This is a genomic window from Pantoea sp. EA-12 (assembly GCF_030053355.1).
GTDB classification, from domain to species: domain Bacteria; phylum Pseudomonadota; class Gammaproteobacteria; order Enterobacterales; family Enterobacteriaceae; genus Pantoea; species Pantoea vagans_C.
Map to the genome: position 1 here is coordinate 1 of NZ_JASGBY010000005.1, position 16405 is coordinate 16405.

Consider the following 16405-nt stretch of genomic DNA (forward strand, 5'->3'; position numbering starts at 1 on the left):
ATGGATGTTCCATCGGCACCGGTCCGTTAAGGCAGACGAGTGAAGTGAAGGCACCGCGTAGCGGCGCGAGGACCGCCTGCCCCGGTGCGGCCCCAGACGGCGTTATCGTCAGTCCTTAACAGACAAACATAACGCCATTGATAGCGACCTGCCGAATGATTACGCCGTTCTAAAAAAATCACCCCTGCCAGCCACCGCCCAGCGCGGCGATCAGTTCGACGCTACTCACCCACTGTGTGCTCTGCAACGACAGCAGGCTCTGCTGCTCGCTCAGGCTGCTGTTCTCGGTGGTCGCGACATCGAGGTAATCAATCATCCCGGCATCATACTGATTGCGCGTGACCCGCGCCGACTCTTGCGCGGCGGTGGTGGCTAACTGCTGTGACGCGATCTCGCCCTGCAGCGTATTCAGCTGCACCAGATAATCTTCCACTTCGCCCATCGCGGTGAGCACCGACTGGCGGTAATCCGCTACGCTGGCGTCATAGGCGGCACGCGCCTGCTCCACCTTGGCGGAAGTAGCCCCGAAGTCCAGCAGCGTGCCACTCAGCTCTGGCCCCAACGACCAGACGCGATTCGGCAGCGAGAACAGGCTGTTGATCGCCGACGAACTGACACCGCCGCTGGCACTTAACGTCAGGTCCGGGTAATAACCGGCAATCGCCACGCCGACAGCGGCATTGGCGGCCGCGACGTTACGCTCGGCATAGGCGATATCCGGCCGACGCTGCAGCAGTGCCGAAGGCAGACTATTTGGGATAGCAGGCAACGTGGCGTTCAGCTTCGCCACCGGCAGTGAGAAGTCAGCAGGCGCACGCCCCAGCAGCAGCGCAATGGCGTGCTCTGACTGCGCGCGCTGCCATTGATAATCCTGCGCCGTGGCACGCGCGCTCTCCAACTGCATCTGCGCCTGTGCCAGCGTGGCGCGGGATTCACTGCCCGCTGAGTACTTGTTCTGAATCACCGTCAGATAACGCTGGTAGGCGTCGATACTGCGCTGATACAAGGCAATTTTTTCGTCGAGAATACGCAGCTGGAAGTAGTCCTGCGCCAGCTCAGATTGGGCGCTGAGCGTAATATTCGCCAGCTCGGCCTTACTCGCCTGGGCGCTGGCTTTGTTCTCTTCCAGCGTACGACGCAGTTTGCCCCACAAATCCAGTTCCCAGCTGGCGCTCAGATCGGCGGCGTGCGCGTTGCTGACGCTGCGCTGCCCGGTGGCGCTGGAACGGCTGCCGCTGCGGGTGCTGCTGGCATCGTAACTCACCGAAGGGAACAGCGCGGCGCGTGACTGCGATGTCAGCGCCTGGGCTTCACGGTACTGTGCCGCATAACTGGCCACGTTTTGGTTGGAGATGCTCACCTGGCTCAGCAGACTGCTGAGGGTATCGTCGTGATACACCAGCCACCATTCCCCCTTGCTTTGCGCATCCTGCGGCGTGGCCTGTTGCCAGCCTTTGGCCTCTTTGAAGTGGGTTGGCATCGCCATAGTGGGGCGTTGATAATCAGGGCCAACAGCACAGCCCGCCAACAGCAGCGCCATCACGATTGGCGTCAATTTCAGAGACATTTTCATCTATCAGGATTCCACATGGCGCAACCGCTGCCACTGACGTTTGGTGGCACGGCTTAAACGATCAAGCCAGAGATAAACCACTGGCGTAGTAAACAGCGTCAGCAGCTGGCTCAACGCCAAACCGCCGGCAATCGCCAGCCCGAGCGGGCTGCGTAAATCGGCATCGCCGCCGCTGCCCAGTGCCAAAGGCAAAGCACCAAAGAAAGCGGCCAGCGTGGTCATCATGATCGGGCGGAAGCGCATTAAACAGGCCTGGGTGATCGCCTGTTGCGGCGACATGCCTTTGGTGCGCTCAGCGTGGATCGCGAAATCGATCATCATGATGGCGTTCTTCTTCACGATACCGATCAGCAGAATGATGCCAATCAGGGCGATCACCGTCAGTTGGGTGTTGGTGAGCAGCAACAGCAGCAGTGCGCCCACCCCCGCCGACGGCAGCGTCGAGAGAATGGTAATCGGGTGGATATAGCTCTCATACAGCACGCCCAGCACGATATACACCGCTGCCAGCGCCGCCAGAATCAGCCAAGGCATGGTGGCGGTGAGCTGGGCGAAGGCCGCCGCCGTACCCGCGAAGCCAGCCTGAATGGTGGATGGCAGGCCGAGTTGCGCCATCGCCTGTTTGATCAGTGCCTGCGCCTGCTCCAGTGACACGCCATCGTTGAGGTTAAACGCCACCGTGCTGGTCGCCGACTGGCCCTGATGCGCTACCGACAGCGGTGCATTACCGCCCACAAAGCTGGCAAACGCGGAGAGCGGCACGCGATCGCCGCTGTCATTGATCACGTAAAGCTCTTTGAGTATCTCCGGATCGCGCGTGTAGCTGCTCTGTAATGACATCACCACGTGATACTGATTCAGCGTGTGATAGAGGGTGGCCACCTGGCGCTGGCTAAAGGCGTTGTTGAGCATGGTATCCAGCATCTGCACATTCACACCCAGACGCTGGGCGCGGTCGCGATCGATATTGATCACCACTTCCTGCCCTCCGGTTTGTGAGTCGGAATCTACGCTGTTAAGCTGTGGGATCGCCGCCAGCGCCGCCTGCACTTTAGGCGTCCACTCACGCAGCACATCCAGATCGTCCGCCTGCAGGCTGTATTGATAGGTGGCGTTGGCGCTGCGTCCACCGATATGCAAATCCTGCGCGGCCATCAGGAACATCTGCGCACCAGCAATATGACTGGTCTTCATACTCAGGCGGTTCGCCACTTCGGTGGCGGTGGCATCACGATCGCTGAAATCTTTCAGGCGCACAAAGAAGTTGGCGCTGTTGCGCGAGCCAAACATACCGCTGCCCATCGACGACATCACACTCTCGACCGCTGGATCGGACTGGATGATTTTGGTGAACTCCAGCATCTTCGGCTTCATCGCCTGGAACGAGATATTCTGGTCGGCGCGCAGTGCGCCCATCAGCAACCCGGTATCCTGGTTGGGGAAGAAGCCCTTCTGCACCACAGAGAACAGGAACAGATTGAGCAGCACCGTCAGCACCAGGCTGAACATGGTGATCTTCTGGTGTGCCATCACCCAGGCCAGACCGCGCGAATAGGCCGCCAGCAAGGCGTTCAACTGGTTTTCAATAAACTGATACAGCGGGTGCGGGCGTTTACTGACTTTCGGTTTGGGCTTCAGCAGACGGGCGCACAGCATCGGCGTCAAGCTCAGCGAGACGAACATTGAGATCAGCAGCGAGATGGTCAGCGTCACGGCAAATTCGCGGAACAACCGCCCAACAATACTGCCCATCAGCAAGATCGGAATAAACACCGCCACCAATGACATGGTCATCGAGAGCACGGTGAAACTCACCTCCTGCGCCCCCTTCAGGGCCGCGCGCAGCGGACTCAAGCCCTCTTCGATATGGCGGGTAATGTTCTCCAGCACCACGATGGCGTCATCCACCACAAAGCCGGTGGCAATGATCAGCGCCATCAATGACAGGTTATCGAGGCTGTAGCCCAGCAGATACATAAAGGCGCAGGTACCAATCAACGACACCGGCAACGCCAGCGCCGGGATCACCACCGCCTGCACGTTGCGCAGGAACACAAACACCACGGCAATCACCAGCAGCATGGCAATCAGCAAAGTTTCTTCGGTGTCGTAAAGGGATTCACGTACCGTGGGTGAACGATCCACCACCACTTTCAGTTGGGTATCGGCCGGCAGATCCTTCTCCAGCGCCGGTAGCTGCGCTTTGATGGCATCAATGGTGTCGAGCATATTGGCACCGGCCTGGCGCTTAATGCCTACCATCACCGACGGCATCGAGTTGAGGAAGCCCGCCTGATACTGATCCTCTACTGAGTCGTAGACGGTGGCGACGTCATGCAAACGCACCGCATTGCCATCTTTATAGCTGACGATCAGGTTCTGATACTGTGCTGCCTTGTCTAACTGACCATTGCTGTCCACGACCCATGACTGGCTGCTGCCTTGCAGAATGCCCTTGGGCTTATTGGTGGTGCTGTTGGCAATCGCTTCGCGCACCGTATCCAGCGAGATACCGTATTGCGTCAGCTTGAGCGGTTGCAGATCGATGCGCACCGCAGGCAACGCACTGCCCATCAGCGACACTTCACCCACACCTTTGACCTGCCCCATCGCCTGCTCGATTTTACTCTCCGCGAGGTCGTAGAGTTCACCCGGCGTGCGCGTGGCCGACGTCAGTGCCAGCATCACAATCGGCGCATCAGAGGGGTTGGCTTTGCGATAGGTCGGCAGTGATTCCATCGAACTCGGCAGCAGGCTGCGTGCGGCATTGATCGCCGCCTGCACATCGCGCGCCGCGCCATTGATATCGCGGTCGAGGTCAAACTGCAAAATCACCGTGGTGGACCCCTGCGAACTGCTCGAGGTCATCTCCGTGACGCCAGCAATCTGCCCCAGCGAACGTTCCAGCGGCGTGGCGACCGTGGCCGCCATGGTTTCCGGGCTGGCACCCGCTAAGCTGGCGCTGACCATGATGGTGGGGAAATCCACCTGCGGCAGTGGAGCCACCGGCAGCAGCCGATAGCCCAATGCGCCGAGCAGCATGATCGCCAACGTCAGCAGCAGCGTGGCGACCGGGCGAAAGATAAACAACCGGGTTAAGTTCATTGCTCGTCCCGCACCTGCTGCTGTTTGCGTTGCATATAACGCTTGCCACGCTGCGCAATACCATCAAACCACAGGTAGATCACCGGCGTAGAGAACAGTGTCAGCACCTGGCTGACAATCAGCCCGCCGACAATCACCAGGCCCAAAGGCTGACGCAGCTCGGCACCGGAACCCGACGCCAGCATCAGCGGCAGTGCACCCAATAACGCCGCCATGGTGGTCATCAGAATCGGGCGGAAACGCAGTAAACAGGCTTGATGAATCGCATCACGCGCGCTCATGCCCTGCTTGTTTTCGGCCTCCAGCGCGAAGTCGATCATCATAATCGCGTTCTTTTTCACGATACCGATCAGCAGGATCACCCCGATTAACGCAATCAGGCTGAATTCGCTACCCGCCAGCAACAGCGTCAGCAGCGCCCCCACCGCCGCTGAAGGCAGCGTGGAAAGAATCGTCACCGGATGAATAAAGCTCTCATACAGGATGCCCAACACCACATACATGGTGATCAACGCCGCCAGAATCAGCCACAGGGTGTTGCCCATCGCGCTCTGGAACGCCGAGGTTTCACCCTGATAGCGCAGCGTAATGCTGGATGGCAGATTGAGCTGCTGCGTCACCTCGGCAATGGCTTTCTGCCCATCTTCCAGCGAGTAACCCTTGTTGAGATTGAACGACACCATCACCGCCGGGAACTGGTTCAGGCGCATATGCATTAGCGATCCGGTGCGTTCGTGGATGGTGGCGATCGAGGTGAGTTTCACCATGCCCGTTGTGATGGTGTCCGACGTGGTACTGCTATCCGATGACGTCGATGAGGAGGATGAGCTGCTACTCGACGAACTGCTGGTGGTGCTGCTGGTTGACGAACTGCTGGTCACTGGCAAATACACATCATCAAACGATGCCGGTGACTGCTGATACTGCGGTGCCACTTCCAGCACCACGCGATACTGGTTAGCCTGGGTAAAGATGGTAGAGACCAGACGCTGACCAAAGCTGTTGTACAGTGCGGTATCCACGTCTGATGCCGTAATGCCGTAGCGTGCGGCTTTGTCGCGATTGAGCTCCACATAAGCCACGCGGCCCTGATCCTGCAGGTTGCTGACCACACCATTAAATTCCGGGCGCTTCTGCAAGGCGGCGATCATCTTCGGCGTCCAATTCACCAGATTTTCACTGTCAGCATCATCGAGGGTGAACTGATACTGGCTCGGGGTGACTTGATCGTTCACCGTCAAATCCTGTGCCGGTTGCAGATAAAGCTGAATGCCTGCCACCTGCTCTGCCGCCTGCTGTAGCTGCTTGATCACCACATCGGCTTTATCATCACGCTCATCAAACGACTTAAGGTTGATCTGGATGCGTCCGCTATTGAGGCTGGTATTACTACCGTCGATACCAATGGTCGAGGACAAACTGTCCACCGACGGGTTCTGCAAAATCACTTTTGCCAGCGCTTGCTGGCGCTTAGACATCTCGCTGAACGAGACATCCTGTGACGCCACGGTCACGCCCTGAATCAGACCGGTGTCCTGCGTCGGGAAGAAGCCTTTAGGGATAGCAATGTACAGCAGCGCGGTCAGTGCAAAGGTCGCCAGCGCTACCAGCAATGTCAGCTTTTGGTGATTCAACACCACCGTGAGCAGGCGATCGTAACCGCGCACCAGCTTATCGAACACCTCCCCGCCTTTACGTGAGAAGCGTGACTGCTTCTCTTCCGGGATGTGCTGCAACAAATAGGCACACAGCATCGGCGTCAGCGTCAGTGACACCACCATCGACACCAGAATCGATACCGCCAGGGTAATAGCAAACTCGCGGAACAAGCGCCCCACCACATCGCCCATAAACAGCAGCGGGATCAGCACCGCAATCAGCGAGAACGTCAGGGAGATGATGGTAAAGCCGATCTGCTGCGAGCCTTTTAGCGCCGCCTGCATCGGCGTTTCGCCCTCCTCCAGCCGCCGCGAGATGTTTTCCACCACCACGATGGCATCGTCGATAACAAAGCCGGTGGCGATGGTCAGGGCCATCAGTGACAGGTTATTGAGGCTGAAATCGGCCAGATACATCACGCCGAAGGTACCAATTAGCGACAGCGGCACCGCCACGCTGGGGATCAGCGTCGCCGCCACGTTACGCAGGAACAGGAAGGTCACCATCACCACCAGCGCCACCGACAGCATCAGCTCAAACTGCACGTCACTGATCGAGGCGCGAATGGTCTGGGTGCGGTCCGACAAAATCGTCATTTTCACGCCATCGGGCAGTGCCGCCTGCAAGGTCGGCAGCTGCGCTTTGATGCCATCCACCACCTGAATCACGTTGGCGCCAGGCTGACGCTGTACGCTGATGACAATCGCCGGACTATTGTTCGCCCATGCGGACTGGAAGGTGTTTTCCGGGCCTTGCTCGATATGCGCGATATCATTCAGGCGCAGTGCGGCACCGTTCTGATAAGTGATGATCAGATTGCCGTACTCGTCGGCGGTGCGCAGCTGATCGTTGGCATCAATGGTGACTGAATGGTATTTGCCATCAAAGCCGCCTTTCGAGCCGTTGACGTTACTGTTGCTGATTAACGTGTTGACGTCTTCCAGCGTCAGGTTGTGTGCCGCCAGCGCTTTGGGGTCCATCTGCACACGAATCGCCGGTTGATGCCCACCCGCCAGCGTCACCATGCCTACGCCGTTAATTTGCGACAGCTTGAGCGCCACGCGGGTATTGACCAGATCCTGCACCTGCGTCAGCGGCAGATTGTCAGAGCTGGCCGCCAGTGTGATCACTGCCGTGTCCGCCGGATTGACCTTCTTGTAGGTCGGCGGGTTCGGTAAATCCGTTGGCAGCAGGTTATTGGCGGCATTAATCGCCGCCTGCACTTCCTGCTCGGCGACGTCCAGCGACAAATCGAGGCTGAACTTGAGGGTGATGATCGACGATCCACCCGAACTGGTGGAGGTCATCTGGCTTAACCCGGCCATCTGGCCGAGTTGGCGCTCCAGTGGTGAGGTGACGGAAGACGCCATCACATCGGGACTGGCACCAGGATAGAGCGTGGTGACCTGAATGGTTGGATAGTCCACCTGCGGCAGCGCCGAGGTGGAAAGGAATTTGTAGGCAAAGATCCCGGAGATCAGCACGCCAACCATCAGCAGAATGGTGGCAACGGGACGCTGAATAAAGAGACGAGACGGATTCATTTTTTGGCCGCTGTGGCAGTTTTGCTGTCATCGGCCAGAGAGACTTTACTGCCGTTGGTCAAACGATCGATCCCCTCAGTGACCAGACGATCGCCCGGCTCTACGCCTTTGAGGATCGCCTGCTGGTCCTCGCCAAATGCGGGACCGGTGGTGACCGCTTTACGTGTCACCGTGTTGTCTTTGCCAATCACAAACACAAAGCTGCCATCGCTGCTGAGTTGCAGCGCCTGAGCCGGGATCACCGTGGCATTTTTCAGCACGTTGGTTTGCAGGCGCAGGTTGACGAACTGGTTAGCAAACAGCGACTCATCCTCGTTAGGGAATGACGCTTTCAGCTCAATGGTGCCGGTGCTGGTATCAATTTGGTTGCTGATAAACTGCACCGCACCCTCTGCCAGTTGGGTGCTGTTGTCCTGGTCAAAGGCGACAGCGGGCAAACTCTGACCGTTGTGCAGCGCTTTAGTCAGCTGCGGAATATTGCTTTGTGGCACGCTAAAGGTCACGGCGGCAGGCTGCATCTGAGTCACCACCACAATGCCGGTGGTATCGGTGGTTTGCACCATATTGCCCGGATCGACCAGACGCAGACCGACGCGACCGCTGACTGGAGAAGTGATACGTGCGTATTCGATATCCAGCTTAGCGCTGGCGATCTGCGCCTGGTCCGCCGCCACGGCCCCTTTGTACTGGCCGACGGTGGCGGTTTGCGTGTCAAGATCCTGGCGCGACAAGGAGTCCTGTGCTGCCAGCTTTTTGTAGCGCGCCAGCGTCAGTTCCGCGCTTTTCAGCAGCGCCTGATTTTGATTAAGATCGCCCTGATACTGCGCCAGCGTGGCCTGATAGCTACGCGGATCGATCTGCGCCAGCAGTTGTCCAGCGGCAACCTTCTGGCCTTCAGTAAAGAACACTTTCTCCAGTTGACCGGCCACGCGGCTGGTGACGGTGACGCTGGCATTAGGGATCACTGTACCGAGCGCATTGAGGTATACCGGCACGTCGGCAGTGCTCGCCACGCCACTGTGCACCAGGGTGGCGCCGCCCATCATCATTGCCATGCCCGGCGGTCCACCGGCACCGCCGCGATGACCACCATGTTTACCACCCGGCGCACCGCCTGGCGGCATGCCTCCTGGTGGCATGCCCCCTCGCCCGCCCACTACGCGCCAGACCACGCCCGCCACAATCAAAAGCACAATCAAAATAAGCAGCCATTTAAGCCAGCGGAAACGCGATTTGCGAGGGGAGTTAATTGTCATCGGACTCTTCAGATAAACAGGAAAAAGGAAAATCCCCTGTTATCTCAGGGGATTATTTCAAAGGAAAATCATCACTGCGCGTATTATCGACTGAAGTGCCATGGAATTTCCATGGAGAAACCGTAAGGGTAATGTTAAGACTCTCAGGCTTTCCAGCCGCCCCCCAGTGCTTTATACAAGGTGATTTTCTGGCTCAACTGGCCCAGATGCGCGCTAATCAGCGACTGCTGCGAACTGTAAAGCGATCGTTGGGCCACTAATACATTGAGATAATTGTCTACGCCTTGCTTAAAACGCAATTCGGAATAGTCGTAATCACGCTGGTTCGCGCCGACTTCCTGTTGCAGCGCCGTCATCTGATCCTGCCAGGTATCCTGTCCGGCCAGCGCATCATTCACCTCTTTAAACGCGGTCTGAATCGCCTTCTCATAATCAGCAATTTCAATGTGTTTCTCGATATGCGCGATATTGAGGTTAGCCTCGTTTTTGCCGCCGTCAAAAATTGGCAGATTAATTGATGGTACGAACGACCAGGCACCGGTGCCGCCACTGAGTAAATTGCCGAGTGAGCTGCTGGTCGATCCCCCCGATGCGGTGAGCGTGATGCTCGGGAAGAACGCTGCGCGCGCGGCACCAATGTTGGCATTCGCCGCTTTCAGCGTGTGTTCCGCCGCCATGATGTCAGGACGACGCGTTAACAGATCCGACGGTAATCCAGCCGGCGTGGCCGGGAACTGCCAGTTGGCATCCAGCGTGGCGTGCGACAACAGCGTCGGTGGCAAATCGGTGCCCACCAGCAAGCGCAGCGCATCCACATCCTGACGCACCTGGCGCGTATAGCTGGCGACGTCTGCTTGTGCGGCGCGTACCGTACTCTCTGCCTGTGCCAGATCCTGATCGCTGCTGGCGCCGCCGTCGTAGCTGAGTTTCGTCAGGCGATACGACTCCTGCTGACTTTTGGTGGTGTTTTGCGCCAGATGCAGCAGATCGTTATCAGAGCCCAGCGTCAACCAGGCCGTCGCCACCTCAGAGATCAGCGTGATGCGCGTGGCGCGCTCGGTGGCCGCGGTGGAGAGATACTGCTCTTGCGCCTGATCGCGCAAGCTTTGCAGACGGCCGAAGAAGTCCAGCTCCCAGGATGTCACCCCAAGCCCAGCATTCAGCTCATGATAGGTCACCGGCCCGGTGGTTTTGGTGTTGTAGAGGTTGCCAGGTTCATGCGCCGACGTCTGGCTCGCCGTGGCATCGATGGATGGCATCAGCGCGGCGCGCTGCACCGTGACGCTCTGTTGTGCTTCCTGCACATTCAACGCCGCGACGCGCAAGTCGCGGTTGTTGTCGAGTGACAGCTGAATCAGGTTACGCAGCGTGGCATCGGTGAAGAAGTTCTGCCACGGCAAATCGGCCACGTTGCCCACCGCCGTGGGCTGATCGTAATGCCCCACCGTCTCAGCTGGCATCGCCGGACGCTGGTAGTGCGGAGCCAGCGTACAACCCGCCAGCATCATCGCCAGCGGTAACAGCGCCATTCGGAAAGAATTAAGATTCATGAGTTGTCACCTCTGCGGATGCTTTTTTCTTACGGTAGAAGAACTGCGACACCACCACATAGAACATCGGTACAAAGAAGATGGCGAGGAAGGTCGCGGTGATCATCCCGCCCGCTACCGCCGTACCAATCGAGTGCTGGCTACCGGCCCCAGCCCCGTTGGAAATGGTCAGCGGCAACACGCCGAGAATAAACGCCATCGAGGTCATGATAATCGGTCGGATACGCAGCCTGGCCGCTTCCACCGCCGCTTCCACCAACGTTTTACCTTCACGTTCGTGCAGCTCTTTGGCGAACTCGACGATCAGGATGGCGTTTTTCGCCGCCAGCCCCACCGTGGTGAGCAGCCCCACCTGGAAGAACACATCGTTCTGCAAACCACGCAGCAGCACCGCACTGATGGTGCCGAGGATGCCCAGCGGCACCACCATGATCACCGAGAACGGAATCGACCAGCTCTCGTACAGCGCCGCCAGACACAGGAACACCACCAGAATCGAAATGATGTACAGCTGGGTGGTCTGGTTACCGGAGGCCTGCTCCTCATAAGAGATGCCGTACCACTGCACGCGGAAGCCTTTTGGCAGCTGTTTCGCTAACTGCTCAACCGCCTTCATCGCTTCGCCGGTACTCTGGCCAGGTGCAGGGGATCCGAGGATCTCTTCCGAGGTTAAGCCGTTAAAGCGTTCGAAGTGCGGCGAGCCATACACCCATTTGCCTGAGGCAAAGGCGGAGAATGGCACCATGGTGCCGCTGCTGTTGCGGAAGTACCACTTGTTGAGATCGGATGGCGTCACGCGTGAGTCCGCTTTACCCATCAGATAGACCTCTTTCACACGGCCACCGTACATGAACTGATCGATATAACTCGATCCCCATGCCACAGAGAGCGTGTTGTTGATGTCGGTCATGCTGAGGCCAAGCGCACTGGCGCGCTCGTCATTGATCTCCAGTTGATACTGCGGCTCATCTTCCAGTCCATTCATGCGCACCTGCGTCAGATGCGGATCTTTGTTGGCCAGATCCACCAGTTGGTGGGTGGCATCCATCATCTGCTGATGGGTATGCGCGCCGGTATCCTGCAGATAGAGATCGAAACCGGTGGCGTTACCCAACTCCATCACCGCAGGCGGCACCATGGCGAAGATTTTGGCGTTCTTGTAGTTGGCAAAGTGCGCCATCACCCGGTTTGCCAAATCCTGCACGCTTTGCCCGCTGTGGGTACGGTCGCTCCAGTCTTTCAGACGCACAAAGGCCATGGCGTTACTTTGGCCGCGACCGGCAAAGTTAAAGCCCGCCACACCAAAGGTGGTGGTGACCACGGAGGCTTCGTTCTTCTGCAGATAATCATTCAGGTCGTTGATCACCTGCTGAGTACGCTGTGATGAGGAGTTCACCGGCAGCGTCATCTGCACCATCATCAGCCCCTGATCTTCGCCCGGCAAGAAGGTGGTGGGTACGCGGGTGAACAAAAAGCCCGTCACGCCGACGATCACCAGGTAGATCACCAGGAACAGGCCGCGACGGGAAATCACCTTGCTGACGCCGCGCGTGTAGTGCATCGCGCCGCTATCAAACTTGCGGTTGAACCAACCCGCAAAACCAGTGGTTTTATGCTCGGCCGAGCTGGCTTTCAGCAATGTGGCGCAGAGCGCAGGGGTGAAGATCAAGGCCATGATCACCGACAGCGCCATCGCCGACACAATGGTGATGGAGAATTGACGATAGATCACCCCGGTAGACCCGGAGAAGAACGCCATCGGCAGCAGTACCGCTGACAGCACCAGCGCAATACCAAACAGTGCGCCCTGAATCTGCTGCATCGATTTGATGGTGGCGGTTTTCGGGTCGAGATGCTCTTCGTGCATCACACGCTCGACGTTTTCCACCACCACGATGGCATCATCCACCAGCAAGCCTATCGCCAGCACCATCCCGAACATCGTCAGGGTGTTGATGCTGTAGCCGAATGCCGCCAGCACGCCAAAGGTACCGAGCAGCACCACCGGAACCACCAGGGTAGTGATCAGCGTGGCACGCAGGTTTTGCAGGAAGATCAGCATCACGAAGAACACCAGGATGACCGCTTCGATCAGCGTTTTCACCACTTCTTCAATCGAAGCACTGACCACCGGAGAAGTGTCGTACGGATACTGAATTTCGACGTTATCCGGCAGGGCATCTTTCAGATCGGCAATGGTCTGGCGCACCGCTTTCGCGGTATCCAGCTCATTCGCTCCGGTGGCGAGGCGCAAGGCAATACCCGCAGCCGGTTTGCCGTTCATAGTGGCGTCAATGCCGTAGGTCTGCGGCCCGAGTGCTACACTGGCGACATCCTTCAGACGTACCTGCGAACCATCGCTGTTAACTTTCAGCAGCACGTTCTCAAACTGTTTCACCGTGGTGAAGCGGGTTTTACCGAGAATCGTCGCCTGGCTTTTCGCGCCCTGAATGGTTGGCAAACCACCGAGTGAACCGGAGGAGACCTGCACGTTCTGATTATCAATCGCCGTTGAGACATCGCTCGGCATCAGGTTGTATTTGTACAACTTGGCCGGATCGAGCCAGATACGCATGGCGTATTCCGAGCCGAGCACCATGAAGTCGCCGACGCCAGGGGTACGCGAAATCGGGTCTTCCAGTTTTGATACCAGCATGTCGGCCAAATCGCCGTTGGTTAGCTTGCCATCTTTGGAGATCAGCCCGATAACCATCATGAAGTTTTTCTGGTACTTACGGATACGGATACCCTGATCGGTTACCGTGCTGGGCAATTGTGATTCCGCCAGTGAGACGCGGTCCTGCACCTGCACCTGCGCGATATCCGGATTGATCCCCTGGTTAAAGGTGGCAATGATCTGCGCACTCCCGTCCGAGGCGCTGCTCGACTCAAGATAACGCAGGCCATCCAGACCGTTTAACTGCTGCTCGATGACCTGCACCACGGTATTTTGCGTGGTTTCGGCACTCGCGCCGGGATAGGTCACGGAGATCGACACCGCTGGCGGCGAGATATTGGGATACTGGTTAACGGGCAGGCTGATGGCCGCAATAGCACCCACCAGCATCACAATAATCGCGATGACCCACGCGAATATTGGGCGTTCAATGAAAAACTTAGACATGACGCCCCCTTATTGTGCCGCAGCGTCAGTCATCGAGAGACTAACGGCATTGGCTGGCGGGGTGTCATTAGTGTTCGCGGCGGTAGTGGTGACTTTCACTCCGCTACGCACACCCTGTAAGTTGTTCACCACCACATTTTCACCTTCCTTCAGGCCGCCGGTCACCAGCCATTCACCCTTGACCATTTCACCGGTCTGGATGGTGCGCTGGTCGATGGTGTTATCGCTTTTCACCACGTAGACATAGGGCTGGCCTTTGCTGTCATGCATCAGCGATTCCGGCGGCAGCAAAATGCCCTGCTGCTGGATACCCTGTGGGAAGCTGGCGTGCACGTACATACCCGGCAGCAATTCGTTTTGTGGGTTCGGGAACACGGCACGCAGCACGACAGTGCCGGTGGTGGTATCGACGTTCACTTCGGAGAACGCCAGTTTGCCCTGCTGATCGTACTGGCTGTTATCTTCCAGCGACAGACGCACCGCAGCGGTGTTGTCATCCACTTTGGCAATCTTGCCTTCCGCCAGCGCCCGGCGCATACGCAACAGATCGGTGGCTGACTCACTGACATCCACATACATCGGGTTGAGCTGGGTGATGGTGGCGAGGTAGTCACTCTGCCCACTGGTCACCAGCGCACCGGCAGTGTAAATCGAACGGCTGATATGACCCGAAATCGGCGCTTTCACCAGCGTGTAATCGAGGTTCACTTTGGCGGTTTCGACATCAGCCTTGGCTTCGCGCTCTGCCGCTACCGCATCATCGTAGGTTTGCTGGCTAATTGCATGGGCAGCCGCCAAGGGCTGATAGCGCTTCGCCACCATGGCATCGTTTTGCCAGGTCGCCATCGCTTTGTCGTAGGTGGCTTTATAGGTGGCCGGATCGATCTGATACAGCGGCTGCCCCTCTTTCACTTCTCCACCTTCAGTGAAAAGAATTTTTTGGATGACGCCACTGACCTGAGGACGCACCTGTGCGGTTCGCACGGCGGTGGTACGGCCAGGTAACTGGGTGACTAAAGTGACAGGCTCAGATTTCAGGGTGATCACCCCCACTTGGGGAGTAGACGTTGCAGCGGGCTTAGCTCCGCCCTGGTCGCAGGCTGCCAGTAAAAACACCACGCTGGCAGAAAGAAGTTTCAGGCGCATAGTTTTTCTCTAACGATAGGAGGGAAATAGTCACGAATGTAATGACTCAAAATGGCATTGTAGGGAGCGGAAGCAAGCGGGGTTGTTAAGGTTGCGTAAAATATATTTTCCAAAGGAAAATGGTAAACCTTTCGTGCCTTAAATGGCTGTGGAATTTAGCTTTTTGCGGGTTTTTTATGCGCTGGTGCACAACGGTAACGGCGCAATGAATTGCGCGTCTCTTGAGTGAACAACGCGCGATAAATCGCGCCGCTACATTCAAGTGATAAATCTCGTCGCTAACCTTTAGGTTCAATCCCTCTGCGGCGCAATTCACGGCGGGCCAGATCTTTCAACCAGCATGACAAGGTGATGTTGTCATCTTCGGTGACTTCGCGCAGTTGCTCGTGCAACTCAGGGTGAATGCGTAACTGAAACGCCGAGGAGCGGCCTTCCCCTTTCGGGGTGCAGTCTTTGGTTTTTGGCATCACTGATGTCCTCAACGAATAACAAATTAATACGCCCCAGCACCGTGCTACCAACACGGCCCAGGGCTGGCGAACCGAAATGGAATGCGGCATCGCGGTACGTTGGGATAAGCCTAATGCAGTGCGGATTTTTTTGTTTACTGGAAAATGTAAAGAGAGGGTTAAGAGGTGTGAGCAGCTAGCAACTCGCGTATCAACAGAAATGGATCGACACGCGCGCACATCACTCTGTGCGCTCGTCGGGGCGATTACTCAACCTGAAGCTTGCGGCTTTCATCCTGCGCCAACGCTTGGGTGAGCGTCATGGCATTCGGCGAGGCTTCACTGATATCCAGTTGCTGTTCCAGTTCAACCAAATGTTCACGCATCAGCAACTGTGCACGCTGGGTATTGCCTGCTTCCAACTCACGGATAATTTGCTGATGTTCATCGCACTGGCAGATGGGCGCCTCGTTACGTTGGTAAAGCATTACAATGAGCGAGCTCAACACCATCAAATTATTGAGGATGTTTTCCAGCACCTCATTCCCGCACACTTTGCCGAGCAACAGGTGGAACTCACCTAATTCGTAGACGATGCGGCGACGTTCCTGCTGATGAATCGCTTCGTGCTCATTGTGTTGCTGTTTTTGCAATTGAGCACGGTAGGCCTGCATTTTTTCCGGCGTGATACAGGCAATAATGGCGGACTCAATGGCATGACGCGCAATAAAGATCTCACGTGCGGTGCGTGCAGAGGGTTGTGCGACAGCCGCACCAATGTTCGGCTCGATGGTGACAATTTGCTGCAACACCATACGCTGCAGCGCAGCCTGCACATGGTTGCGATTGGCCTCAAGCGCCTCAACGATCTGCGCCTCAATCAGGCGAGTGCCTGGCCGCAATTTATGCTGCGCAATCGCCATCGTGAGCGATGCGACAATCCGCGTGACCTCTTTCTGTTTTAAGGTCAGATTGGCACTCATAAGAACTCCTGGCTCC

9 protein-coding genes are annotated in these 16405 nt (G+C 57.2%); all 9 read right to left on the minus strand.

Annotated elements, in window-relative coordinates:
• Positions 1-178: 178 nt before the first annotated feature.
• Positions 179-1573, minus strand: a complete 1395-nt coding sequence (locus tag QMZ30_RS09080) for an efflux transporter outer membrane subunit (RefSeq protein WP_283227111.1) — start codon at positions 1571-1573, stop codon at positions 179-181.
• Between the two features lie 3 nt (positions 1574-1576).
• On the minus strand, positions 1577-4678 hold the full coding sequence (locus QMZ30_RS09085) for an efflux RND transporter permease subunit (protein WP_283227112.1): 3102 nt from the start codon (positions 4676-4678) through the stop codon (positions 1577-1579).
• The gene (locus QMZ30_RS09090; protein WP_283227113.1) at positions 4675-7881 is read right to left on the minus strand and encodes an efflux RND transporter permease subunit; all 3207 of its coding nucleotides are present in this window, start codon (positions 7879-7881) and stop codon (positions 4675-4677) included. The genes QMZ30_RS09085 and QMZ30_RS09090 overlap by 4 nt, the downstream gene beginning before the upstream one ends.
• A complete protein-coding gene (locus QMZ30_RS09095; RefSeq protein ID WP_283227114.1) occupies positions 7878-9137 on the minus strand; it encodes an MdtA/MuxA family multidrug efflux RND transporter periplasmic adaptor subunit in 1260 nt (419 codons plus the stop codon). Before QMZ30_RS09095 ends, QMZ30_RS09090 begins: the two co-directional genes overlap by 4 nt.
• 143 nt (positions 9138-9280) lie before the next feature.
• On the minus strand, positions 9281-10687 hold the full coding sequence (locus QMZ30_RS09100; RefSeq protein WP_283227115.1) for an efflux transporter outer membrane subunit: 1407 nt from the start codon (positions 10685-10687) through the stop codon (positions 9281-9283).
• Entirely contained in the window at positions 10677-13811 is a 3135-nt protein-coding gene (locus tag QMZ30_RS09105; RefSeq protein WP_283227116.1) for an efflux RND transporter permease subunit, read from the minus strand. The genes QMZ30_RS09100 and QMZ30_RS09105 overlap by 11 nt, the downstream gene beginning before the upstream one ends.
• Before the next feature lie 9 nt (positions 13812-13820).
• Complete coding sequence (locus QMZ30_RS09110) at positions 13821-14957, minus strand: efflux RND transporter periplasmic adaptor subunit (protein WP_283227117.1); 1137 nt, start codon at positions 14955-14957, stop codon at positions 13821-13823.
• A gap of 278 nt (positions 14958-15235) precedes the next feature.
• The gene (locus tag QMZ30_RS09115) at positions 15236-15424 is read right to left on the minus strand and encodes a hypothetical protein (RefSeq protein ID WP_039329033.1); all 189 of its coding nucleotides are present in this window, start codon (positions 15422-15424) and stop codon (positions 15236-15238) included.
• Positions 15425-15672: 248 nt separating this feature from the next.
• Entirely contained in the window at positions 15673-16389 is a 717-nt protein-coding gene (locus tag QMZ30_RS09120; RefSeq protein ID WP_283227118.1) for a GntR family transcriptional regulator, read from the minus strand.
• Positions 16390-16405 lie beyond the last annotated feature (16 nt).

What these genes read in the sequence shown, in the direction of transcription:
- QMZ30_RS09120 (WP_283227118.1), bottom strand. Translation starts at nt 16,389, where the DNA reads ATGAGTGCCAATCTGACCTTAAAACAGAAAGAGGTCACGCGGATTGTC.
- QMZ30_RS09095 (WP_283227114.1), bottom strand. Translation starts at nt 9,137, where the DNA reads ATGACAATTAACTCCCCTCGCAAATCGCGTTTCCGCTGGCTTAAATGG.
- QMZ30_RS09085 (WP_283227112.1), bottom strand. Translation starts at nt 4,678, where the DNA reads ATGAACTTAACCCGGTTGTTTATCTTTCGCCCGGTCGCCACGCTGCTG.
- QMZ30_RS09105 (WP_283227116.1), bottom strand. Translation starts at nt 13,811, where the DNA reads ATGTCTAAGTTTTTCATTGAACGCCCAATATTCGCGTGGGTCATCGCG.
- QMZ30_RS09110 (WP_283227117.1), bottom strand. Translation starts at nt 14,957, where the DNA reads ATGCGCCTGAAACTTCTTTCTGCCAGCGTGGTGTTTTTACTGGCAGCC.
- QMZ30_RS09115 (WP_039329033.1), bottom strand. Translation starts at nt 15,424, where the DNA reads ATGCCAAAAACCAAAGACTGCACCCCGAAAGGGGAAGGCCGCTCCTCG.
- QMZ30_RS09100 (WP_283227115.1), bottom strand. Translation starts at nt 10,687, where the DNA reads ATGAATCTTAATTCTTTCCGAATGGCGCTGTTACCGCTGGCGATGATG.
- QMZ30_RS09090 (WP_283227113.1), bottom strand. Translation starts at nt 7,881, where the DNA reads ATGAATCCGTCTCGTCTCTTTATTCAGCGTCCCGTTGCCACCATTCTG.
- QMZ30_RS09080 (WP_283227111.1), bottom strand. Translation starts at nt 1,573, where the DNA reads ATGAAAATGTCTCTGAAATTGACGCCAATCGTGATGGCGCTGCTGTTG.